This window comes from Streptococcus bouchesdurhonensis, assembly GCF_948472335.1.
Map to the genome: position 1 here is coordinate 179,942 of NZ_CAOKTW010000008.1, position 20,252 is coordinate 200,193.

Here is a 20,252-nt window from a genome sequence, read left to right on the forward strand (position 1 = left end):
ATAGCGATTCCCAAGCCTGACTATCGTGAGGTAGCGGATTAAAACGGTCTGGAGATAGACCGTTTTAAGTCTGACACTGGAAATAAGAATCGTTAGAGGAAGGGATAGCGAAATCGTGGCTCTACGAACAGGAAGGTGATAGTAAGGCGTATATAGCGGATAAGGGGGCCTCAAACTCTAAAGTCCAAAAAGGTGGTCGTAACCCATATGCGTAAATCACGAGAGTAATTGAATTCGGACTAAGGTTTGTGTGAAAAAGATAAATCTTTCTAGAGTCTAAAGACTCTGCGTCAGATTTCCTATTTTCACTCTAACCTTTTAACGTCCTCATATCTTGTATAAACGAGGAAAGATGTAGGACTTATCCCGTGAGATCTCATGAGCGCTGAAAGCGTAGTAACAAGGAATCATGAGAAGTCAGCCGAGCCTATAGTAGTGAAGAAACTTCTGTAATGGAAGTGGAGCGAAGTGAGGAATCGTCAAACGGTAGGGGATAGGCTGTTTGAAGGGTGCTACGAAAAAGATAGGGTAAGGTGAAATTATAGCGGGATGAAATAAGATATGAACAAATTGATTGGGGGGATTAAATGAATTTATAGAAATCTTTTAGCAGTCATGGTGTCCTATTCCAATTTCAAAATGCTATAAATACGAACAAATTGATTGGGAAATTCAAATCGCTTTTTATCAATGTTTTAGAAGATACAGTGCCCTAGTTCAACTTCAATATACTATAAAAGAACAGATGGAAGCAATTATGATTGACTTCTATCTTTAAAATAAATGGTCTGATAGGAAAAACGTGACTCCTCATAAAATATAGTATAGTACAGATGGAAGGCTTTTGTAGACTGGAGGACGAAGGAGTTTAGAAACTCTCGTTAAAAGTTAGTTGAACCGGAGTATGGTGATGTAAATCATTATCAAAAATTATTTCTAAATCGAAATAGTTGACAGTTGAAAGGACAAGTGTTACAATTATTCTATTCATTTCGATATCGAAATAATTGGAGGTGTTATGAAAGATAGTCATTTGCTAGCCCATCATATTCGTTTGTTGAATGGGCGGATTTTTCAAAAGTTACTGAGTCAAGACCCTGAAGCTCTTTATAGGGGTGAACAGGGGAAGATTTTAGCGGTTTTATGGAATAGTAAAACTGGCTGCGCAACTGCGACAGATATTGCTCTGGCAACTGGGCTTGCGAATAATACGCTGACGACTATGATAAAAAAGCTAGAGGAACAAAAGCTTGTAATTGTTAGTCCGTGTGGGGAAGACAAGCGTAAGAAGTATTTAGTTTTAACGGAGTTAGGCAAGTCCCAGAAAGAAGTGGGGCATCGTGTTAGTCAGAAATTGGATACGATCTTTTACAAAGGATTTTCAGAGGAAGAAATTCGGCAATTTGAAGCCTTTCAAGAAAGAATTTTGGCGAATCTGAAAGAGAAGGCAAAATGAGGATTAAAATAGATCAAATTAGCTGTTTATAAGTAAAGGCCGCTTTCGACTTTGTTTTCCAACTCTTAGGACAAGGAAACTATGTGGTTAGTTATGGTCAGACTCAGATTGATGGCCTTGCTTATGCCCAGTACAATATCTTCCGTTTAGAAAATGGAAAAATTGTAGAGCATTGGGACAATAAGGAAGTCATGCCTAAGGTAGAAGACATGACCAATCGAGGAAAGTTTTAAAATGAGGACAAAGAATGATTGAATACAAAAATGTAGCCTTGCGCTACACAGAAAAAGATGTCTTGAGAGATGTCAATTTACGGATTGATAATGGGGAATTTATGGTTTTAGTTGGGCCTTCTGGATCCGGTAAGACGACCATGATTAAGATGATTAACCGTCTCTTGGAACCGACTGATGGAAATATTTATATGGATGGCAAGCGCATCAAAGACTATGACGAGCGGGAGCTTCGTCTGTCTACTGGTTATGTTTTACAGGCCATTGCTCTCTTTCCCAATCTAACGGTTGAGGAAAATATTGCCCTGATTCCTGAGATGAAGGGCTGGACTAAGGAAGAAATTGCTCAGAAAACAGAAGAGCTCTTGGCTAAGGTTGGTTTACCAGTAGCCGAGTATGGGCATCGACTTCCGAGTGAATTATCTGGTGGAGAACAGCAACGGGTCGGTATTGTCCGTGCCATGATTGGTCAGCCTAAGATTCTCCTCATGGATGAGCCGTTTTCAGCCTTGGATGCTATTTCGAGAAAACAGTTGCAGGTTCTGACGAAAGAATTGCATAAAGAATTTGGGATGACAACTATTTTTGTAACCCATGATACGGATGAAGCTCTGAAATTGGCGGACCGTATTGCTGTCTTGCAGGATGGAGAGATTCGTCAGGTGGCGAATCCCGAGACCATTTTAAAAGCTCCTGCAACAGACTTTGTAGCAGACTTGTTTGGAGGTAGTGTTCATGACTAATTTAATTGCAACTTTTCAGGATCGTTTTAGTGATTGGTTGACAGCTCTATCTCAACATTTGCAGTTGTCACTTTTGACCTTGTTACTAGCTATTTTGCTTGCGATTCCCTTGGCTGTTTATCTTCGCTATCATGAGAAGTTGGCGGATTGGGTCTTACAGATTGCAGGGATTTTCCAGACCATCCCGTCTCTGGCTTGTTGGGGCTCTTTATTCCCTTGATGGGAATTGGAACCTTGCCGGCTTTGACAGCACTAGTAATTTATGCGATCTTTCCGATTTTACAAAATACCATCACTGGACTCAAGGGAATTGATCCGAGTCTGCAAGAGGCTGGGATTGCCTTTGGGATGACTAGATGGGAGCGACTCAAGAAGTTTGAAATTCCACTGGCTATGCCTGTTATCATGTCTGGGATTCGGACGGCAGCAGTGTTGATTATCGGTACGGCAACCTTGGCTGCCTTGATTGGTGCTGGGGGACTAGGTTCCTTTATCCTTTTGGGAATTGACCGTAATAATGCCAGTCTGATTTTGATTGGGGCCCTTTCTTCAGCAGTGCTTGCCATTGCCTTTAACTTCCTACTAAAAGTGATGGAAAAAGCAAAATTGCGGACGATTTTTTCTGGTTTTGCCTTGGTGACCATATTGCTTGGTTTGTCTTATAGCCCAGCCCTCTTAGCTCAAAAAGAGAAAGAGAACTTGGTCATTGCTGGGAAATTGGGTCCAGAACCAGAAATTTTGGCCAATATGTATAAGCTCCTCATTGAAGAAAATACCAGTATGACTGCGACTGTTAAACCAAATTTTGGGAAAACAAGCTTTCTCTATGAAGCTCTGAAAAAAGGCGATATTGACATCTATCCTGAATTTACAGGAACGGTGACTGAAAGTTTACTTCAGCCATCACCGAAAGTGAGTCATGAGCCAGAGCAGGTTTATGATGTAGCGCGTGATGGTATTGCCAAACAGGATCATCTAGCCTATCTCAAACCCATGTCTTATCAAAATACCTATGCTGTAGCTGTTCCGAAAAAGATTGCTCAAGAATATGGCTTGAAGACCATTTCGGACTTGAAAAAAGTGGAAGGGCAGCTGAAGGCAGGTTTTACTCTCGAGTTTAATGACCGTGAAGACGGAAATAAGGGCTTGCAGTCAATGTATGGTCTCAATCTTAATGTGGCGACCATGGAGCCAGCCCTTCGCTATCAGGCAATTCAGTCAGGTGATATTCAAATCACGGATGCCTATTCAACCGATGCAGAGTTGGCACGTTATGATTTACAGGTATTGGACGATGACAAACAACTCTTCCCACCTTATCAAGGGGCTCCACTGATGAAAGAAGCTCTTCTCAAGAAACATCCAGAGTTGGAAACAGTTCTCAATAAATTGGCTGGTAAAATTACTGAAAGCCAGATGAGCCAGCTCAACTATCAAGTCGGTGTTGAAGGCAAGTCAGCAGAACAAGTAGCCAAGGAATTTCTACAAGAACAAGGTTTGTTGAAGAAATGATGGGGTAGAGACTTTAAACATACTGAACTCAACTTCCTTAAACGACTAGATAAAAGAATGCTCAGACAATTTCGTCTGGGCTTTTTTGATGTGAGAATGACTGAATGTCACTTAAAATGGAAAGAAAGAGAAAATTTTCATGATTTTCTAAAATTTTACTGTAAAGACAGTTGACTATTCATAAAATAGGTGTATAATATTTTGTGAACTACTTAACAAATAAGGGGTTTCAGCTCATGTCGACTAAGGTTAGAAATCTTGTGTATAGGCAGTTCATTATCTAATAGAGCGTTGCGTCCGAAAGTCTATCCAGACACGGCTCTTTAAAAACAAAAGGAGAAATGATGCATACTTATTTGCAAAAGAAAATTGAAAATATCAAAACAACCCTAGGTGAAATGTCAGGTGGTTACCGTCGTATGGTTGCGGCTATGGCTGATTTAGGATTTTCAGGAACTATGAAGGCTATCTGGGATGACCTCTTTGCCCATCGTAGTTTTGCCCAGTGGATTTATTTGCTGGTTTTAGGAAGTTTTCCTTTCTGGCTGGAGTTGGTTTACGAACATCGTATTGTTGACTGGATTGGGATGATTTGTAGCTTGACAGGGATTATCTGTGTAATCTTTGTATCGGAAGGTCGAGCAAGTAATTATCTTTTTGGCTTGATTAACTCTGTTATTTACCTTATTTTGGCCCTACAGAAAGGCTTTTATGGTGAGGTGCTGACGACACTTTACTTCACAGTCATGCAGCCAATTGGACTTCTAGTTTGGATTTATCAGGCACAGTTTAAGAAGGAAAAGCAGGAGTTTGTCGCGCGTAAACTGGACGGCAAGGGCTGGACAAAGTATCTTTCCATTAGTGTGCTTTGGTGGTTGGCCTTTGGCTTCATTTATCAGTCTATTGGTGCCAATCGTCCCTATCGTGATTCAATCACAGATGCAACCAATGGGGTAGGGCAAATCCTCATGACAGCTGTTTACCGTGAACAGTGGATATTCTGGGCGGCTACCAATGTCTTTTCAATCTATCTCTGGTGGGGAGAAAGCCTGCAAATTCAAGGGAAATATCTAATTTATCTCATTAACAGTCTAGTTGGTTGGTATAAATGGAGCAAGGCAGCTAAGCAGAATACTGATTTACTTAACTAGGAAAAGATGTTTGAAAGTGCTGTTTTGAGATTTCGATTAAAACAGATATAGTTGATAATCAAGGATTTATAGTATGAAAAAGAGGATCGGCGGGTCCTCTTTTGTTGTTGAAAAGATAAAAAACTCAGTAACCTAGAAATAAGACAACTGAGCTTTACTCTATATTCAATTTTTAGGAATGAGAAGGTCTAGATAAAATTGGACAACTTCCTGGTCTGTGAAATCTTGACCTTTTTTGAGCCACCAGGTCAATGTCTCGATAAAGTTGGACACGACCAAGTGTTGGAGGTAAGAAGTAGGTAGACTTGGGTGAGTTTGCTTCAAATCAGCAGCCAGCATGGGATAGACGTGGTGCTCAAGCTCTCTCTGTAGTTGACGGAGGAAATAGTCATTTTTGGAGAATAGTAGACTGGTGATATGGTCTTGGTTTTTCTGAAAATGCAGAAAGAGGTGGGCTAGGTAATCTTCGGTTGAAATGGCTTGCTCTCTTTCAAAAAGATGATGGAAGAGGTAGCGGCAGAGCTGGTCCAGAAGAAGCTCCTTACTCTCATAGTGACAGTAAAAGGTGGATCGTCCCACATCTGCGAGATCAATGATATCCTGAACAGTAGTGACCTCGTAACCCTTAGCATTCAAAAGTTGTATAAAAGCTTGATAGATGGCTTTTTTGGTTTTGCTGATACGGCGGTCAATGTTAGTCATATGGACACTTAAGGCAAATTGTTCAGAACTGAATAAAGCTGACGTTTTGCTTCTATCCTTTCTTTGAGTTTTAGTGGATAATGATAATGAACAAGGTGTTCATAAATCTATTATAACAAAGGAATGAGAAATATGAAGGCAAAATATGCTGTTTGGGTGGCTTTTTTCTTAAATTTGACTTATGCCATTGTTGAGTTTATTGCAGGTGGAGTATTTGGTTCTAGCGCTGTTCTTGCTGACTCTGTGCATGACTTGGGAGATGCGATTGCAATTGGAATATCAGCTTTTCTAGAAACAATCTCCAATCGTGAAGAAGACAATCAGTACACCTTGGGCTATAAGCGGTTTAGCCTGCTAGGAGCCTTGGTAACAGCTGTGATTCTCGTAACGGGCTCTGTTCTAGTCATTTTGGAAAATGTCACGAAGATTTTGCATCCGCAACCAGTCAATGATGAGGGGATTCTCTGGTTAGGAATTATTGCGATTACTATCAATCTGTTAGCGAGTCTGGTGGTTGGTAAGGGAAAGACAAAGAATGAGTCTATTCTGAGTTTGCATTTTCTGGAAGATACGCTAGGGTGGGTAGCTGTTATCCTGATGGCGATTGTTCTTCGATTTACGGACTGGTATATCCTAGATCCTCTTTTGTCCCTTGTCATTTCTTTCTTTATTCTTTCAAAAACCCTTCCACGTTTTTGGTCTACACTCAAGATTTTCTTGGATGCTGTGCCAGAAGGTCTTGATATCAAGCAAGTAAAGAGTGGCCTGGAGCGATTGGACAATGTGGCCAGCCTTAATCAGCTTAATCTCTGGACTATGGATGCTTTGGAAAAAAATGCCATTGTCCATGTTTGTCTAAAAGAAATGGAACATATGGAAACTTGTAAAGAGTCTATTCGAATTTTCCTAAAAGATTGTGGTTTTCAAAATATTACCATTGAAATTGATGCTGACCTAGAAACTCACCAAACCCATAAGCGAAAGGTGTGTGACTTGGAACGGAGTTATGAGCATCAACATTAGAAAAAAGTGAAAAATACTTGGGTACTATCTTATTTGGAATAGAGTAATTTCTTTATTATTTAAATATTTCAAAAATTGGTAAGAGAAGAGCATTGTATAAACTCCAGATATATGATTGTTAATGATAAAAATTTTTCGATTAGGTGCAAAATGCTTGACTTGGAGTCAACTCAAAGTTATATAATAAGATAAGTGAGTTAGAGTAGCTTAAACTCAGTGAATGAAAGGAGAGGAGGTTAGCCTATGAATATTAAATCTGCCAGTGATTTGTTGGGAATTTCAGCGGATACGATTCGGTATTATGAACGGGTTGGTCTTGTGCCACCGATTACTCGTACTGCAACTGGGATTCGTGATTTTCAAGATCAGGATATAGAAGCGCTGGAATTTATTAAGTGTTTTCGTTCGACAGGTGTCTCTGTAGACAGTTTAGTTGACTATATGTCGCTCTACCAAAAGGGGGATGAAACGCGAGAGGAGAGGCTTGGTATTTTAGAAGAGGAAAAGAAAAAATTAGAGGAGCGCTTGTCTCAGTTACAGACGGCTTTAAATCGCTTAAATCTCAAAATTAAACTTTATAAGGAAGGAAAATTTTAAATGAAATCAGCAGTATATACAAAGGCAGGTCAGGTTGGACTTGCTAGCATTGAACGTCCGCAAATAATAGAAGCGGATGATGTGATTATTCGTGTGGTTCGTGCGTGCGTTTGTGGTTCAGATTTATGGAGGTACCGTAATCCAGAAACGAAAGCTGGACACAAAAATAGTGGACACGAAGCGATTGGGATTGTTGAAGAAGCTGGGGAAGCCATTACGACGGTGAAACCAGGTGATTTTGTGATTGTCCCTTTTACACATGGATGTGGTGAGTGTGATGCCTGTCTTGCTGGATTTGACGGTTCTTGCGACAATCATATTGGCAATAATTTGGGGGGTGATTTTCAGGCAGAATATATTCGCTTCCACTATGCAAACTGGGCGCTGGTTAAAATCCCTGGTCAACCTTCTGACTATACAGAAGGGATGCTCAAGTCCCTTTTGACTCTTGCAGATGTCATGCCGACAGGCTATCATGCGGCGCGTGTTGCAAATGTTCAAAAAGGGGACAAGGTTGTTGTTATCGGTGATGGGGCTGTTGGTCAATGTGCTGTCATCGCGGCTAAGATGCGTGGAGCATCACAAATTATCCTTATGAGCCGTCATGAAGACCGTCAAAAGATGGCTATGGAGTCAGGTGCGACAGCTGTTGTTGCAGAACGTGGTCAAGAAGGAATTACCAAGGTGCGTGAAATCCTCGGTGGAGGAGCAGACGCAGCACTTGAATGTGTTGGTACGGAGGCTGCTATAGAACAGGCGCTAGGTGTTCTTCATAATGGAGGGCGTATGGGCTTTGTAGGAGTCCCACACTATAATAATCGTGCTCTTGGTTCGACATTTATGCAAAATATCTCTGTAGCAGGTGGGGCAGCTTCTGCTACAACATACGATAAGCAATTTTTACTAAAAGCCGTCCTTGATGGTGATATCAATCCAGGTCGCGTCTTTACTTCAAGTTATAAACTGGAAGATATCGACCAAGCCTACAAAGATATGGATGAACGTAAGACAATTAAGTCTATGATTGTAATCGAATAAAAAACGAATAGGAGTTTTAGAACTCTATTCGTTTTTTATGTTATCCTATTCTTGATTTAGGGTACTTTCTCTTAATGTCAGTTTGGTTCCCAACATGGTCAGGCTAGGTATTTTCCGACCGTGGAGTACTTCTTTGTTAAGAATATCCATACCTGCTCGCCCCATTTCTTCAGTATAAACTGTGATGCTGGAGAGGGGAGGATAAACCTGCTTGGTCAGGCTGGTGTCGTTAAAGGAAATGAGGCTGACACGGTCTGGCAGGTTGATTCCAGCTTCTTGGAGGGCACGGAGGGCACCGATGGCTAAACTATCGCTGGCTGCGAAAAATGCTGGTGGGAGTTGGTCTCCCAAGCTCTGAATGGCTTCCTTCATCAAGTCATAGCCAGACTGGGCAGTAAAGCTTCCTTGAAAGACCAGTTCATCATGATAGATTCCTTTTGTTTGACTGTAGTTTCTAAAATTTTCCAGCCGCTTGTCCTGAATGATTTCTTCTTGATCAGTTGTTTCCTCAAGCCCTGTTAGAATCCCAATGCGATTCAACCCTTGACTGAGGAAATAATCGACAACCTGTTTCATAGCAGTGTAAAAGTCCGTAATAATGCAGGTATGTCCCATGGAAAGTGTATCACTGTCTAGAAATACAAGAGGCTTTTGGTATTCTTCAAAGGCAGAAATCTGAGCTCGGCTAAATTTTCCGATGCAGAGAATTCCAATCACTTCCTCGCTTAGGGTAAAAGGATGGTCATTAAAATAGCGCAAGATATCGTAGTCCAACTCTTGAGCTCTTTTTTCTATGCCTAGGCGAATCTGGTAGTAGTAGAGGTCGTCCAGCTCCCCTTGTTCGCTGACCCATTGGATAATGGCAATCTTTTGCTTGGGCTTGTGGGACTCGCCTGTCTTGAGGTGCTTGGTGTAGCCCAGCTCTTCAGCAACGGTTAAAATACGGTGCCTGGTTTCTTCTGTAACAGATAGGCTCTGGTCGCGGTTTAGGACACGGGATACGGTCGCGATAGAGACAGAGGCTAGCTGTGCAATGTCTTTTAAGGTAGCCATAAATCCTCCTTCTTTAAGGTTAGTATATCATATTTTTCTGCTTTTACTGATAATTTAGTAAAATTTTAGTAAAAAGGATTGACCTTGGGAAATCCCTTGGATACAATAGAAGAAAACGATTACACGTTAAGACGACTTAACGGACAGTAAAAGGAGAAATCATATGACACAAGATCTTACTACTGAAGCACTTCGCAAAGACTTTCTTGCTGTTTTTGGTCAAGAAGCAGACCAAACATTCTTTTCACCAGGTCGTATCAACTTGATTGGTGAGCACACAGACTATAATGGTGGACATGTATTTCCAGCAGCCATTTCCTTGGGAACTTACGGTGCAGCTCGCAAGCGTGACGACCAAGTTTTACGTTTCTACTCAGCTAACTTTGAGGACAAGGGTATCATAGAAGTGCCTCTTGCTGACCTTAAGTTTGAAAAAGAGCACGGCTGGACTAACTATCCAAAAGGGGTTCTTCATTTCTTGCAAGAAGCTGGGCACGTGATTGACAAAGGTTTTGATTTTTATGTTTATGGGAATATCCCAAATGGTGCTGGCTTGTCTTCATCAGCATCCTTGGAACTCTTGACAGGGGTCGTGGCAGAGCATCTCTTTGATTTAAAACTAGACCGTCTCGATTTGGTTAAAATCGGAAAACAAACAGAAAACAACTTTATCGGAGTCAACTCTGGCGTTATGGACCAATTTGCTATCGGTATGGGGGCTGACCAACGTGCTATTTACCTAGATACTAACACTTTAGAGTATGATTTGGTACCACTTGATTTGAAGGACAATGTCGTTGTTATCATGAACACTAACAAGCGCCGTGAATTGGCGGACTCTAAATACAATGAACGTCGTGCTGAGTGTGAAAAAGCAGTGGAAGAATTGCAAGCAGCCTTAGATATTCAGACCTTGGGTGAATTGGACGAGTGGGCCTTTGACCAATACAGCTATCTGATTAAAGATGAAAATCGTTTGAAACGTGCTCGCCATGCTGTGCTTGAAAACCAACGTACCCTCAAAGCTCAAGCAGCCCTTCAAGCAGGAGATTTGAAAACATTTGGTCGTTTGATGAATGCCTCTCACGTTTCTCTGGAGCATGATTATGAAGTAACTGGCTTGGAATTGGATACTCTTGTTCACACAGCTTGGGCACAAGAAGGCGTTCTCGGTGCTCGCATGACAGGGGCAGGTTTTGGCGGCTGTGCCATTGCCTTGGTGCAAAAAGATGCTGTTGAGGCCTTTAAGGAAGCTGTAGGCAAACACTACGAGGAAGTAGTTGGATACGCTCCAAGCTTCTATATCGCTGAAGTTGCAGGTGGCACTCGCGTCCTTGACTAGTCAAAAGGAGGCTCTATAGTGATCTTAGTAGATAAATTTGTAACACATGTCATTTCTGAAAGTTCATTTGAGGAAATGGATCGAATCTACCTGACCAACCGTGTTTTGGCACGAGTGGGAGAAGGTGTTTTGGAAGTTGAGACCAATCTGGATAAATTGATTGACCTCAAGGACCAGCTAGTTGAGGAAGCCGTTCGATTAGAGATGATTGAGGATAGTCAGACTGCGCGTGAAATCCTTGGTACTGAACTGATGGACTTGGTGACTCCTTATCCGAGTCAGGTCAATCGTGACTTCTGGGAAGCCTATGTCCACTCTCCTGAGCAAGCGATAGAGGATTTTTATCAACTCAGTCAGAAAAATGATTACATCAAACTCAAGGCCATTGCTAAAAATATCGCATCGTGTTCCATCTGATTATGGAGAACTTGAAATTACCATCAATCTCTCTAAGCCTGAAAAGGATCCGAAAGAGATTGCGGTAGCCAAGTTGGTGCAAGCTAGTAATTATCCTCAGTGTCAACTTTGTCTAGAGAATGAAGGTTACCATGGTCGGGTCAACCACCCAGCCCGTAGCAATCACCGAATTATCCGTTTTGAAATGGCTGGTCAGGAGTGGGGCTTCCAGTATTCGCCCTATGCTTATTTTAATGAGCACTGTATCTTTTTAGATGGCCAGCATTGTCCCATGACGATTAGCAGTCAGAGCTTTGAACGTTTGTTGGCTATCGTAGAGCAGTTTCCAGGATATTTTGCGGGCTCTAATGCCGACTTGCCGATTGTGGGAGGTTCTATTCTGACTCATGACCACTATCAGGGAGGCCGTCACGTATTTCCTATGGAATTGGCTCCCTTGCAAAAGACTTTCTCTTTTACTGGTTTTAATCAGGTCAAGGCTGGGATTGTCAAGTGGCCAATGTCAGTGTTGCGTTTGACTTCGGATTCCAAAGAAGATTTGATCAACTTGGCTGATAAGATTTTGCAGGAATGGCGCCAGTATTCAGATCCAAGAGTGCAAGTCTTGGCAGAAAGTAATGGAACACCACACCATACCATTACACCCATTGCCCGCAAACGCGATGGACAGTTTGAGTTGGACTTGGTCTTGCGAGACAATCAGACTTCTGCAGAACATCCAGATGGCATCTATCATCCCCACAAGGATGTCCAACATATCAAGAAGGAAAATATCGGCTTGATTGAGGTCATGGGCTTGGCAATCTTGCCACCACGTCTGAAAGAAGAAGTGGAGCAAGTCGCTAGCTATCTTGTAGGAGAAGCTGATACAGTTGCCGACTATCATCAGGAATGGGCAGACCAACTCAAAGGCCAACATCCAGATCTAACAGATAAAGAAAAAGCCCTTGAAATCGTCAAGGACTCTGTGGGTGCAATTTTTGCGCGTGTACTTGAGGATGCAGGAGTCTATAAGCAGACGGAGCAAGGACAGGCAGCCTTTATGCGCTTTGTAGAGCAGGTCGGAATTTTGCCAGACTAGGAGCTTTCTCCTTGCACAGTCCTATAAAAAGTAGTATCATAGTGTCGTTTGAAATATCAGGAGGAAACGATGAAAGACTTTCATTTTGACGCTATATCTGCCTTTGAAAATTACGAAATTGAACAAATGAGAGATGGTCACGTTGTGGTGACGACCAAAGTAGTGGACTCGTCGCTCAACTACTATGGCAACGCCCATGGTGGTTATCTCTTTACCCTTTGCGACCAGATCAGCGGTTTGGTGCTCATATCTCTGGGGCTTGATGGAGTGACACTCCAATCCTCTATCAACTACCTCAAATCAGGAAAACTTGACGATGTGCTGACTATTATAGTTACTTAGTTTCAAACAAGCATGTTATAATAAAGCTATGGCATATAGTACAGATTTTAAACAGCGAGCATTAGATTACATCAAAGAGGGGCACAGCCATGTCGAGGCAGCCAAGGTTTTTGATGTTGGCGTCAGAACTCTCTTCACGTGGGAAAAGAACTTACGTGAACAAGGACACTTAGAGAGGAAAAAGCGAGTCGTCAAAAACCGAAAGATTCCTTTAGAGGAATTGAAATCCTTTGTAGAGGCTCATCCAGATGCTTTTTTACGGGAAATTGCGGCACATTTTAATTGTGCTGTTCCTTCAGTATGGGCAGCTTTAAAGAAGATGAAGGTCACTTCAAAAAAAGATGACGAGCTTTAAGGAACAAGACCCAGAGAAAGTATCTGAGTTTCTTGATATTTTGGATAACCTAAACGATTTACCAATCGTATATATTGATGAAACAGGAATCGACCGCTATCTCTATCGTCCTTATGCAGGGGCTCCTAGAGGGGAGAAAGTCTATGAAAAGATTAGCGGACGTCGTTTTGAGCGAACTTCAATTGTTGCAGGACAAGTAGACGGAGAGTTTATAGCTCCCATGATTTACAAGAACAGCAGGACAAGCGATTTCTTTGTGGAGTGGTTCAAAACGCAACTCCTGCCTGCTTTGAAGACACCTCATGTTATTGTCATGGACAATGCTAGTTTTCATCCCAAGAACATTTTGGATGAACTCTGCATCCAAGATAAACACTTTTTCTTACCTCTACCGCCATATTCATAGGATTTGAATCCTATTGAGCAAGCTTGGGCTATCTTGAAAAAGAAAGTGACGGATTTATTAAGGGAAGTCCCAACTATTTTTGAATGTTTGGAACACTTTTTTAAAACTAAATGACTATATAAGCAGTAAAATCATTTTATACTCTTCGAAAATCTCTTCAAACCAGGTCAGCGTCCATCTGCAACCTCAAAACAGTATTTTGATCGACTTCGTCAGTTCTATCCACAACCTCAAAACACTGTTTTGAGCAACCTGCGGCTAGCTTCCTAGTTTGCTCTTTGATTTTCATTGAGTATTAGAACATACAAAGGAGGTCGTCATGGACAATATCATCGATGTGTCAATTCCCGTTGCAGAAGTGGTGGACAAGCATCCAGAAGTCTTGGAAATTCTAGTGGAGTTGGGTTTTAAACCCCTGCCAATCCCTTAATGCGCAACACAGTTGGTCGTAAAGTATCGCTCAAACAAGGTTCTAAGCTTGAAGGAACTCCTATGGACAAGATTGTCCGCACGCTGGAAGCAAACGGTTACGAAGTGATTGGGTTAGACTAATGGCAGATGAACGAATTCATGTCCTGCGGGATATTTTGTTAGAATTGCATAATGGCTCCTCTCCTGAGTCGGTTCAGGAGCGCTTTGATGCGACCTTTACAGGTGTTTCAGCCATCGAGATTTCCCTTATGGAGCACGAGCTGATGAACTCAGACTCAGGTGTCACCTTTGAAGATGTCATGGAACTCTGTGATGTTCATGCCAATCTTTTTAAAAATGCTGTTAAGGATGTCGAAGTTGCAGATACCGAGCACCCAGGTCACCCAGTTCGGATTTTCAAAGAAGAAAATCTAGCCCTCCGTGCGGCCTTGATTCGTATTCGGAGATTGTTGGATACCTATGAGTCTATGGAAGATGAAGAAATGCTGGCGGAGATGCGCAAGGGCTTGGTGCGTCAGATGGGTCTTTTGGGGCAATTTGACATCCATTACCAACGTAAGGAAGAGCTCTTCTTCCCCATCATGGAGCGCTATGGACACGATTCACCTCCAAAAGTTATGTGGGGAGTGGATGATCAGATCAGGGAACTCTTTCAAACAGCTTTAGCGACAGCCAAGTCACTACCAGAAGTGTCAATTAGCAGCGTAAAAGAAGCTTTTGAAGCTTTTGCGACAGAGTTTGAAAGTATGATTTTCAAGGAAGAATCTATCCTTCTCATGATTCTCCTTGAGTCCTTTACTCAGGATGACTGGCTTCAGATTGCGGAGGAGAGCGATGCCTATGGCTATGCTATTATCCGTCCGTCTGAGAAATGGGTGCCAGAACGCCAGAGTTTTGTTGAGGAAAAGAGTGAAGAGGAGCCTGTACAGCTAGATACGGCAGAGGGTCAAGTTCAGCAGGTTATTGATACGCCAGAAGGACAGTTTACCATTACCTTTACCCCTAAGGAAAAGGAAGCAGTGCTGGACCGCCATAGTCAGCAGTCTTTTGGTAATGGCTATCTTTCAGTCGAGCAGGCTAATCTCATCCTCAATCACCTCCCCATGGAAATTACCTTTGTCAATAAAGACGATATTTTCCAGTATTACAATGACAATACGCCAGCTGATGAGATGATTTTCAAACGAACACCGTCCCAAGTTGGGCGCAATGTCGAACTCTGTCATCCACCTAAGTACTTGGACAAGGTCAAAACCATCATGAAGGGGCTTCGTGAGGGAACCAAGGACAAGTATGAAATGTGGATTAAGTCTGAGTCGCGAGGTAAGTTTGTCCACATCACCTACGCTGCAGTGCACGATGAAAACGGAGAATTCCAAGGTGTGTTGGAATACGTTCAGGATATCCAGCCCTACCGTGAGATTGACACGGACTATTTCCGTGGATTAGAATAAGGAGGAAAAAATGAGTTACGAACAAGAATTTATGAAGGAATTTGAAGCTTGGGTCAATACCCAAATCATGATCAACGACATGGCGCATAAGGAAAGTCAAAAGGTCTACGAAGAAGACCAAGACGAACGTGCCAAAGATGCCATGATTCGCTACGAAAGTCGTTTGGATGCTTATCAGTTCTTGCTTGGTAAGTTTGAAAATTTCAAAGCAGGAAAGGGATTCCATGATTTGCCAGAAGGCTTGTTTGGTGAGCGAAATTATTAAACGAGATAGGTTCTTGATTTTTCACTAAAATCTTGATAGAATATTTATATTAAATCCTTGTCAGAGCAGGGATTTTTTATTGAAAGGATTTTATCATGTCAAAGAAACTCAATCGTAAAAAACAATTACGAAATAGTCTCCGTCGTGCAGGTGCCTTTTCAAGTACTGTGACTAAAGTTGTAGATGAGACAAAAAAAGTCGTGAAGCGTGCAGAACAGTCAGCAAGCGCAGCTGGTAAGGCTGTTTCTAAAAAAGTTGAACAAGCAGTAGAAGCTACCAAAGAGCAAGCTCAAAAAGTAGTTAATTCTGTAGAAGATTTTGCAGCAAACTTGGGTGGACTTCCCCTTGATCGTGCCAAGACTTTCTATGATGAAGGAATCAAGTCTGCTTCAGATTTCAAAAACTGGACTGAAAAAGAACTCCTTGCCTTGAAAGGAATCGGCCCAGCTACCATCAAGAAATTGAAAGAAAATGGCATCAAGTTCAAGTAATTTTTCTTGAGTCTTGCATTTCCGAGAAAAACTTGCTACAATAGAGCCATTAGAGGTGTTTTGAATCCTACATTTTACAGAAAGTGGCGGCGCTGAGAAGTCCACAAATGTGTCAAAACTGGTTGCTAATGACTGAAAAAATGAAATATTTCTGTCTTTTTATTTTAAAGACTAAAGATGCGGGCTTGGCCCGAAATTGGGTGGTACCGCGGATAAACACATTCGTCCCTGTCATGTAGATGGCAGGGATTTTCTTTTGCGTCTTAGTCAAAGGAGCTTGTTATGAAGCAATCTTTTAAAACAAGTAAACTCTATTATGGTTTTCCTATCTTCATTTTGGGGTATCAGGATCAGAATTTTGGACACAATATTACGACCTGTAGCTCCTCTTATAGCTTGGGAGATTGGCTAGTCATTGGTGTTGGTGCTGAAGAAAATGCGACTGAGCAGATTAAGTATTATCAACAGTTCACCGTGAATATCCCTGATGAAAATCTCATGCTCGAGATGGAGCAGGCTGGTTTTATCAGTCATCGAGAGAAATTGAAACACCTGGGGCTAGACTACGAGATTTCTGAACGGACTCAGGCACCGATTTTAGAGGTTTGTCCAGTCGTGTTAGAATGTCAGGTAGATAGGATTGATGAGGAAGAGGGAATTTGTCATATTTTCGCTAAGATTGTTGAGCGATTTGTTGACCCAGAACTTTTGGATGAAAAGGGACATTTTAGAAATGACCGTTTTGCACCTACTTACTTTATGGGGATGGCCACCAGCGCGTTTATCGCTATTTAGATGACCGAGTAGACCCTATGGGGAGCTTCATTAAGAAAGCGAGGATGAAGGATGTCAAGAGCTGAATTACCAGAACGATTAGAAACCGAACGACTCGTCCTACGAGTTCGTACAGTGGCAGATGCTGAGGATATCCATACCTACGCTAGTTTGCCAGAGGTTGCCTATCCAGCTGGCTTTCTACCCGTCAAGACCTTGGAAGATGAGATTTATTATCTGGAGCACATTCTTCCGGAGCGTAATCAAAAGGAAAATCTCCCAGCAGGCTACGGGATTGTCGTCAAAGGAACGGATAAGATCGTTGGCTCTGTCGATTTCAACCATCGCCATGAAGATGATGTGCTGGAAATCGGCTATACCTTACACCCAGACTATTGGGGGCGAGGTTATGTGCCAGAAGCAGCGCTTGCCTTGATTGACTTAGCCTTTAAAGATTTGGGTCTTCACAAGATTGAACTAACTTGCTTTGGATATAACCTTCAAAGTAAACGAGTCGCGGAAAAGCTTGGCTTTACCCTCGAAGCTCGCATCAGGGACAGAAAGGATGTTCAAGGAAACCGCTGTGACAGTCTGATATATGGTTTGCTGAAGAGTGAGTGGGAGGTGATTTGATGCATCTTTTCATCATTGGGGCTCGGTTTCTGGGAAAATGACGATTGGTCAAGAGTTATCTCGACTGACAGATGCTACCCTCTTTTATAACCATCAAGCCATCGATTTTGCACTAGAAATCTATCAGGACTTTACAGAGGAAATGTGGGAATTTGTTCGTGGAATTACCTTTTCTTTCCTTGGAGCAAGTGCAAGAAATCAGCGATCAGTAATTTTAACTGACGTAATTGATTTTTCAAATCAGTACCAGCTGATGTATTTAAAGCAAATTCAGGATTTATTGGATAACTTTCATCAAGAGATTCTGTTTGTTGAGTTGGAAACAAGTCTTGAAGAGCGTTTACGTCGAAATCGAACGGAGAATCGATTAAAGCCAAACCCTTAAAACGACATATTGAGGTATCTGAAAGAGAAATTTTGGAGACTACTGAAACACTTCAATTAAATTCCCAACATCAACTAAATGAGTTGCACCACTACCTTAAAATAAATAATACGAATTTGTCTGCAGAAGAAGCTGCTAAGCAAATTCAAAATAAAATGAATACAATAGAGAAAGGACACACACATATCTAAACAACTTCATGAAGACGTTCTCAAGACTCAAGAAGTTCAAAAGTCTCAATCTTTTTCGTTCGTGATTCCGACCACCAAATGTAACTGGAAAACTCTACCTTAATCGCGCTTGGAGTACACCCTTCAAAGTAAACGAATCACAAAGAAACTGGGATTTCCCATTTAAGCCTGTATCCGAGGTCGTAAGAATATCCAATACAGCAGAGGTAGAGTTTGATTTATTGAAGAATGAGTTAGAGGAGAAAATAGATGGCTAAAAAGAAAAATAGAAAAAGAATTAAACCGCCAGCAAAAGTTGGATATCAAAGTCGTTTCTGAAGAAGAGGTTGTCTGGACAGAACTACTGGCTAAAAAACCAACTTTTGTAGAACGTCGGACCATTCAAAATTTCGATGAACTACATACAACAGTGATGCAATATGCTGATGAACATGGAGAGTATCCAGATGTTCAGCTAATCAATTACCAACTGAAAAATAGGATTTTTGATTAGAATCAGGATCATGCTTTATTTAGAGAAGCTATGCATACTCCAAATACACAGAAGCGAAATGAACTGTTAAAACAAGTTTTAAAGATCAATCCAGATTATTTTGCTGCTGATTTTCACCCATTCTTATCAGAGGTTGAAGATTTTGATTTACCAACCTTTAGATTAGATTTAGGAGGCAAAGATTGAAATTAATGTATTATTTTAATACTGACAATAGATTGAAGAATCTTTTTGCTCAAACTTGGAAAATACTTATGTATGCGCTAACGTATTTTCCAATAATATCTCTAATTGTATTCTGTCTTACCGATTTTAAATTAGTTATAATTTTACAATTTGCCTTGATACTAATATATGTGTTTAACTATAAAAATCGATTTAATAAGTTTAGAGTTTTTCTTACTAAAAGTACTAAATCTTTAGCTTTTATGAACGCATGGGATGGAATATTTTGCGGAATCTTGACTTACATTCTTTATAACCTAAATCTAGTTGAATCAACTTTAATCAACTTATCTCAATATTTTTTTATTAATTATGGCATAAGTAAAAATCACATAAATAACTGGATTATCATTGTAATACTTTTAATATTACCATTTGTATTATCTGTTATAAAAACTGTAGGATCAATCAAGATATTTCAAAAAGTTAATAAAATAGATATCGTAAAGGGAAAGACACTGTGGAATGTATATGCCACGATGCTTATTATTTCGTTTTTATGGTATTATATCTATATTTATTACTTTATTTCTAAAGCTATTGATTTTCATTCCGATTTAATAACTGACATTTTTATATTTAATTCATTTATTGCGCTTTATTTAATATTCTGGTGGAGAATTATAATCTAATTAGACATGGTGCAAAAGATAACAAAGAAGTAATAGCATCATGGCTAACTGGAACAATCTGTATATTGTTGTTAGCAATATTTAATCAAGTTGAAAATGAATTAATAAATGCTTTAACCTGGTTTTTGCCAATATTAATTCCTAGTCTAATTGGAGAAATAAATTCTCAATTTGATACAAAAAAATATAAGAAAAAACCAATAAGAACTGAGAAAATGGATAGACACCTCTATCGAACTCAACTATATAGTTTTCTTACTCTATTAATGTTGAGTATTATTCCAAAGTTAACCGAAATTATTTGGGGTTTAAAGATTAAGATGAAATTGGTCGAATTTATAACTCCCGCAGCTGATTGGATGTCTGAATTATTTGCCTCAACTATAATTATTTTCGTTTGTTTCATATTATCATTAGTTATTGGGAAGGCTATAATTTGGTTATTACAGTATTTCTATTTAAACACCCATAATGGATATTACGTGTATCGTGACAACATGCACAGTGTATTAATAAATCGTAGATATAAAAGAAATATTCATAAAAGGAGAAAAAATAATGTCTAATCAACTTTCACCTAAATACACTCCATCCTATGTTTAGGCTGGTCGTTACAAAAATGCCTTGATACGGATGTTTTCAAGCTTAAGCAGGAGATCAAAAGGCTAAGCCTTATTCAATCGTGATTCCCACCACCAAATGTAACTGGAAAAAACTCTACCTTAGTCACGCTTGGGGGATAACTTTCAAAGTAAACGAATCACAAAGAAACTGAGATTTCCCATTCAAGCCTGTAGCTGAGTCCCAAAGGATATCTAAGCCAGTT

16 protein-coding genes and 9 pseudogenes are annotated in these 20,252 nt (G+C 40.6%); 22 read left to right on the forward strand and 3 right to left on the reverse strand.

The features are described from left to right. Positions 1-1,018: 1,018 nt before the first annotated feature. The 5 genes and pseudogenes from QMQ21_RS13780 (at position 1,019) to pnuC (ending at position 5,095) form a co-directional block, all read left to right on the forward strand. A complete protein-coding gene (locus QMQ21_RS13780) occupies positions 1,019-1,456 on the forward strand; it encodes a MarR family winged helix-turn-helix transcriptional regulator (protein ID WP_261814638.1) in 438 nt (145 codons plus the stop codon). Positions 1,457-1,500: 44 nt separating this feature from the next. Then, positions 1,501-1,689: pseudogene (locus QMQ21_RS13785) on the forward strand (nuclear transport factor 2 family protein); the annotation flags it as partial. A 14-nt stretch (positions 1,690-1,703) separates the two neighbouring features. Further along, entirely contained in the window at positions 1,704-2,432 is a 729-nt protein-coding gene (locus tag QMQ21_RS13790) for an ATP-binding cassette domain-containing protein (protein ID WP_000575218.1), read from the forward strand. Then, positions 2,425-3,944, forward strand: a pseudogene (locus QMQ21_RS13795) (ABC transporter permease/substrate-binding protein). The gene QMQ21_RS13790 and the pseudogene QMQ21_RS13795 overlap by 8 nt, the downstream one beginning before the upstream one ends. A gap of 344 nt (positions 3,945-4,288) precedes the next feature. Further along, entirely contained in the window at positions 4,289-5,095 is an 807-nt protein-coding gene (gene pnuC / locus QMQ21_RS13800; protein WP_284525454.1) for a nicotinamide riboside transporter PnuC, read from the forward strand. 165 nt (positions 5,096-5,260) lie between these two features. Here the strand turns inward: pnuC and QMQ21_RS13805 are convergent, their stop codons facing one another. Beyond that, positions 5,261-5,797 carry a TetR/AcrR family transcriptional regulator gene (locus QMQ21_RS13805; protein ID WP_166735890.1) on the reverse strand — a complete coding sequence of 179 codons (537 nt, stop codon included), beginning with the start codon at positions 5,795-5,797 and terminating at the stop codon, positions 5,261-5,263. Positions 5,798-5,929: 132 nt separating this feature from the next. Here QMQ21_RS13805 and czcD point away from each other — a divergent pair, with 132 nt between their 5' ends. The 3 genes from czcD (at position 5,930) to QMQ21_RS13820 (ending at position 8,455) form a co-directional block, all read left to right on the forward strand. Beyond that, positions 5,930-6,820 carry a cation diffusion facilitator family transporter CzcD gene (gene czcD / locus QMQ21_RS13810; RefSeq protein WP_000645109.1) on the forward strand — a complete coding sequence of 297 codons (891 nt, stop codon included), beginning with the start codon at positions 5,930-5,932 and terminating at the stop codon, positions 6,818-6,820. A 243-nt stretch (positions 6,821-7,063) separates the two neighbouring features. Further along, positions 7,064-7,417: a stress response transcriptional regulator NmlR gene (gene nmlR / locus QMQ21_RS13815; RefSeq protein WP_001022631.1), complete on the forward strand. Its 354-nt coding sequence runs from the start codon at positions 7,064-7,066 to the stop codon at positions 7,415-7,417. Continuing rightward, on the forward strand, positions 7,418-8,455 hold the full coding sequence (locus tag QMQ21_RS13820; RefSeq protein WP_000833735.1) for a zinc-binding dehydrogenase: 1,038 nt from the start codon (positions 7,418-7,420) through the stop codon (positions 8,453-8,455). Between the two features lie 45 nt (positions 8,456-8,500). Here the strand turns inward: QMQ21_RS13820 and galR are convergent, their stop codons facing one another. Next, complete coding sequence (galR, locus tag QMQ21_RS13825) at positions 8,501-9,508, reverse strand: DNA-binding transcriptional regulator GalR (RefSeq protein ID WP_000212530.1); 1,008 nt, start codon at positions 9,506-9,508, stop codon at positions 8,501-8,503. 163 nt (positions 9,509-9,671) lie between these two features. Here galR and QMQ21_RS13830 point away from each other — a divergent pair, with 163 nt between their 5' ends. The 4 genes and pseudogenes from QMQ21_RS13830 (at position 9,672) to QMQ21_RS13845 (ending at position 13,565) form a co-directional block, all read left to right on the forward strand. Beyond that, positions 9,672-10,850, forward strand: coding sequence for a galactokinase (locus QMQ21_RS13830; protein WP_000189883.1), 1,179 nt, complete (start codon positions 9,672-9,674; stop codon positions 10,848-10,850). 18 nt (positions 10,851-10,868) lie between these two features. Then, positions 10,869-12,348 (forward strand): annotated as a pseudogene (locus QMQ21_RS13835) (UDP-glucose--hexose-1-phosphate uridylyltransferase). A 69-nt stretch (positions 12,349-12,417) separates the two neighbouring features. Continuing rightward, positions 12,418-12,678: pseudogene (locus tag QMQ21_RS13840) on the forward strand (PaaI family thioesterase); the annotation flags it as partial. 40 nt (positions 12,679-12,718) lie between these two features. After that, positions 12,719-13,565, forward strand: a pseudogene (locus QMQ21_RS13845) (IS630 family transposase). 43 nt (positions 13,566-13,608) lie between these two features. Here the strand turns inward: QMQ21_RS13845 and QMQ21_RS13850 are convergent. Next, positions 13,609-13,740: a hypothetical protein gene (locus QMQ21_RS13850; RefSeq protein ID WP_261814642.1), complete on the reverse strand. Its 132-nt coding sequence runs from the start codon at positions 13,738-13,740 to the stop codon at positions 13,609-13,611. Between the two features lie 30 nt (positions 13,741-13,770). Here QMQ21_RS13850 and QMQ21_RS13855 point away from each other — a divergent pair. The 10 genes and pseudogenes from QMQ21_RS13855 to QMQ21_RS19540 form a co-directional block, all read left to right on the forward strand. Next, positions 13,771-14,003 (forward strand): annotated as a pseudogene (locus tag QMQ21_RS13855) (DUF1858 domain-containing protein). Then, a complete protein-coding gene (locus QMQ21_RS13860; protein ID WP_000752907.1) occupies positions 14,003-15,337 on the forward strand; it encodes a DUF438 domain-containing protein in 1,335 nt (444 codons plus the stop codon). The pseudogene QMQ21_RS13855 and the gene QMQ21_RS13860 overlap by 1 nt, the downstream one beginning before the upstream one ends. A 10-nt stretch (positions 15,338-15,347) precedes the next feature. Further along, positions 15,348-15,602 (forward strand): DUF1912 family protein, encoded by a 255-nt coding sequence (locus tag QMQ21_RS13865; RefSeq protein WP_000119707.1) that lies wholly within the window; start codon positions 15,348-15,350, stop codon positions 15,600-15,602. 95 nt (positions 15,603-15,697) lie between these two features. Continuing rightward, entirely contained in the window at positions 15,698-16,093 is a 396-nt protein-coding gene (locus QMQ21_RS13870; RefSeq protein ID WP_000038630.1) for a helix-hairpin-helix domain-containing protein, read from the forward strand. Between the two features lie 282 nt (positions 16,094-16,375). After that, positions 16,376-16,953 (forward strand): annotated as a pseudogene (locus QMQ21_RS13875) (flavin reductase family protein). Then, entirely contained in the window at positions 16,940-17,500 is a 561-nt protein-coding gene (locus QMQ21_RS13880; RefSeq protein ID WP_000085194.1) for a GNAT family N-acetyltransferase, read from the forward strand. The pseudogene QMQ21_RS13875 and the gene QMQ21_RS13880 overlap by 14 nt, the downstream one beginning before the upstream one ends. Further along, positions 17,500-18,076: pseudogene (locus QMQ21_RS13885) on the forward strand (DEAD/DEAH box helicase family protein). Before QMQ21_RS13880 ends, QMQ21_RS13885 begins: the two are co-directional and overlap by 1 nt. Before the next feature lie 295 nt (positions 18,077-18,371). Beyond that, positions 18,372-18,569, forward strand: a complete 198-nt coding sequence (locus QMQ21_RS13890) for a hypothetical protein (RefSeq protein ID WP_007284866.1) — start codon at positions 18,372-18,374, stop codon at positions 18,567-18,569. A 30-nt stretch (positions 18,570-18,599) separates the two neighbouring features. Further along, on the forward strand, positions 18,600-18,755 hold the full coding sequence (locus QMQ21_RS13895) for a hypothetical protein (protein ID WP_004237269.1): 156 nt from the start codon (positions 18,600-18,602) through the stop codon (positions 18,753-18,755). Positions 18,756-19,984: 1,229 nt separating this feature from the next. After that, positions 19,985-20,177 (forward strand): annotated as a pseudogene (locus tag QMQ21_RS19540) (class I tRNA ligase family protein); the annotation flags it as partial. Between the last annotated feature and the right edge of the window lie 75 nt (positions 20,178-20,252).